Genomic DNA, 3,185 nt, shown 5'->3' on the forward strand with positions numbered 1-3,185 from the left:
TGAGCTACTGCCGGGAAACTGGAATCCCAGAGCGTAATAGCAACAGGTACTTAAAATGTATCAGATAAAATAGGTGTACTTGCTCGGACGCTTACCTTGCAGTTAACGTTTAGTATATGAAAAGTAGGCGATTTCGAAGCACTTCATTTTCGGTTAAGCACAAAGTTTGATTCGAATCCAAAGCTTTAATTTTACTGTTATTTCGCCAATTTTTTATATACATTGTTACCACACGTTATTTTCCCTTTTTCTTTTTTTTCTTGCTCTTATTTCCACTTGAAAAATTTGAAGAAGCTTGAGATTTAAGTTCTCCTTCTAATATTAAGATTACATATTCTTTAAGTTTTTTATAATCTATTTCGTCTGTTTTCCAACCAATCGGATAGGTATAATGAGTTCCTGTTTCTTTATCAATTCCGCACAATATATGTATAGTCCCATCAAGGTCAAAAGACGTTTTCTCTGTTAAAATCTTCTTTTCAACTTTAGTACCTGTTTTGTCTATCAAGAAGAATTGATAAATTGGTTCAGCAAATTCAGTCGGTGTTTTATAATATTTCATAGCACTAACTCTTTGACTATTCCAAGTAAATTCATCTACGGTTTCTCCTTTAATTTCTTCCATTTCTTTTGGCAGTTCATTGTTTTCATATTTGGTTTTTAGAATACTGAAAAGGCTATCTCCTTTCACATAATTTTCGTTTGCGTAATATGCTTTAATCAACTTTGCATATAAATTATATTCATTAGGAACAATAGAAAGTACTTCTGAATATGCCTTGATTGATTTTGGGTAATTTTTAGTGTCGGCATATTCTAATAAGCCAATTGATTTTAAAATCTCTACATAGGTAGGGTCTTCTTTGTTTATTAAAGACGCACTTATATAATATTCTTCGAGTGCTTTCTTAAATTCTTGCTGAATATGGTAAACATCAGGAACTTTAAAATATGGGTCGCCAAGTTCAAACTCCATTTCTCTTGCTTTGCGGAAATATACTAACGCAGAGTCATATTTCTTTTGATAATAATATGTGTTGCCTAATTCGGTATAATTTTTTTGTCCAATAGGATTTTTCTCAATAGCGATTTTAAATGTTTCAACTGCTTTATCAAATTGTTGGTCATATCTTAATGAAAGTCCTTTGTATAGATAAATATAGTCGTCATCTAAACCTTTGGCAATTGCTTTGTCATACATTTCAATAGCCTTTTTATCATTTTCCAGTTGAAAAAAAGCATATCCAACACAATACAATTGCTCTTTTGTTAACTCTTCCGTTTTGTCAGCAAACTTTATCAGTTCCTTAAAATCTCTTTTATTGTATAATTCCTCAACAGTTTGAGCATTTAAAAGTCCAACCAGAAATGTTAGAATAATTGTTAATGTTATATGTACTTTCATTGTTCTTCTTAATGTGTGGTAACGTTCGGTACAAGAATAGTAGCCGACTGCGGACTGCAAACTTTTCAAGCTACAGAAAGGCCAAAGCGGGCTGTAACCCTTGAATTCACTGCTATTTCGGCTATTATTTTTGTACATTGTTGGGCGGTCGTTTTTTATTTAAAACTTGAAAGAGGTTATTTTCAAACCATCTGCCGTTTCCCTAAATTTCATAGTAAACAAATCAAGAATCTTATTCTCCGTATATATTCCCCCATAAATACTGTAGTTGTCCTTATGTTTATCAAATCCTATAATTCTAGTATCAACATAACCCCTTTCAAGGCCTTCTTTAATCTGATTCATAACTGTATCAAAATTGTCTTTGTCAAACTCAAATCCAATATATTGATGACATACCTGATATTGAGCACTGTAAATACTCTCTACAAAATGATTCATTATTTCCAGCATCTCAAAATATTTAGGCGATATGTCCCCTAATTCATATATATCATATCTGAAAAATGTGTTTTCCTTACTCCCTCCTTTGTCCTTTAGAAGGTTTATTTTGAGAATTGTTGTTGAATCAATTTTTGAATTATTATTAATTAGAATAGCACAGCTTGTAGCAAAATACTCTTTGGGCACCCCTAGCTTGAATATAGGACTATTCGTAAAAGTATATTCTTTCGTTCTGTTATCTTCTGAATCAGTGCTGATAGAATAATGTTCAGTAACACTGCATAAGCAATTAATTGATAATTCCGTTTTTATTCCTGAAGAACATGACGTAATAGTAAAAATCAATAAAAGGCCTAGTGTTAATCTCATAGTATTATTATTGTCTTTTAATTTCATTCAATTATAGATTATTTCCGCACAGACTTTAATTGTATGTTTCTCAGTTAATGGGATAAATGCCGCCCAACGGTTTAGCTATGCGTAGTGCGGAGATTAAAATAGCTTCCTTTCCCAAACTGCACATAGCCAAATTTACGTTTTGAAATTTTACCTTAAACTTAATAAATTTTCGGAACGAAAATTTGGCGCCCAAAAACAACCTGCAAACTTCCAAAAACACCAGACTCCGCATTACGTATTAGCTTTTGTTGGCACCCGTTATTTCTATCTCCGTCTCACTTATTCTTTCTGTCAAATAATCGTGCAGCTTCTTATTATCCTTTAAATTGTTTCTAAAGCCATTAATCTCCACAAAAGTTTCTTTGTCAATGATTCTTACAATTGAATGGTCAATTTCAATTTTGTCTATAGAAAGGAAGCGTCGTTTTTCATTATTAAACAAGTTTTTAATTTCTAATTCTTTATTCTCGAATGATATTTGCATTGAATTCTCATATATAAGTCCTGAAATTAAAAAGATACCAGTCATGAAAATTCCGAAGTAATAATATTGAAGGCCATTAATCCATGGCTTAAATAAGAATATTGATAAAAAAAGAGATAAAACTATGCAAGTTATTTGTATCGCAAAGTCATGCATATTCCTAAGAATAAGATGAGTTCTTTTTAATCTAATTCTCCTCGCTAGTAAATACAATAGTGATATTATAAAAGTGATAAAAAGAACCTCTTTCAAATATTCAAAATTTTCTATTTGCCTTCTAAATAATATATTTATAATAGTCCCAATAGTGGTGAAGAAAATTGGAAGTCTCATTGCTTATTGTTTTTTAATGGGTGCCAACGTTGAGTGTATGTGGCGTTGGACATTCCGAATTGCATAGTTTTCAAGTTAATGATATGTTTATTAAAATTACAACACTCCGATTAAAAACCT

General features: G+C 31.3%; 3 protein-coding genes. All 3 read right to left on the bottom strand.

All coding sequences use genetic code 11. The features are described from left to right. Positions 1-235: 235 nt before the first annotated feature. A complete protein-coding gene (locus FN809_RS17600) occupies positions 236-1,405 on the bottom strand; it encodes a tetratricopeptide repeat protein (RefSeq protein ID WP_142534858.1) in 1,170 nt (389 codons plus the stop codon). Between the two features lie 159 nt (positions 1,406-1,564). After that, on the bottom strand, positions 1,565-2,245 hold the full coding sequence (locus tag FN809_RS17605; protein WP_142534859.1) for a hypothetical protein: 681 nt from the start codon (positions 2,243-2,245) through the stop codon (positions 1,565-1,567). Positions 2,246-2,486: 241 nt separating this feature from the next. Further along, positions 2,487-2,732 carry a hypothetical protein gene (locus FN809_RS17610; RefSeq protein WP_142534860.1) on the bottom strand — a complete coding sequence of 82 codons (246 nt, stop codon included), beginning with the start codon at positions 2,730-2,732 and terminating at the stop codon, positions 2,487-2,489. Between the last annotated feature and the right edge of the window lie 453 nt (positions 2,733-3,185).

It is taken from the genome of Saccharicrinis carchari, assembly GCF_900182605.1.
Classification (GTDB): Bacteria; Bacteroidota; Bacteroidia; order Bacteroidales; family Marinilabiliaceae; genus Saccharicrinis; species Saccharicrinis carchari.

What these genes read in the sequence shown, in the direction of transcription:
- FN809_RS17600 (WP_142534858.1), bottom strand. Translation starts at nt 1,405, where the DNA reads ATGAAAGTACATATAACATTAACAATTATTCTAACATTTCTGGTTGGA.
- FN809_RS17605 (WP_142534859.1), bottom strand. Translation starts at nt 2,245, where the DNA reads ATGAAATTAAAAGACAATAATAATACTATGAGATTAACACTAGGCCTT.
- FN809_RS17610 (WP_142534860.1), bottom strand. Translation starts at nt 2,732, where the DNA reads ATGCAAATATCATTCGAGAATAAAGAATTAGAAATTAAAAACTTGTTT.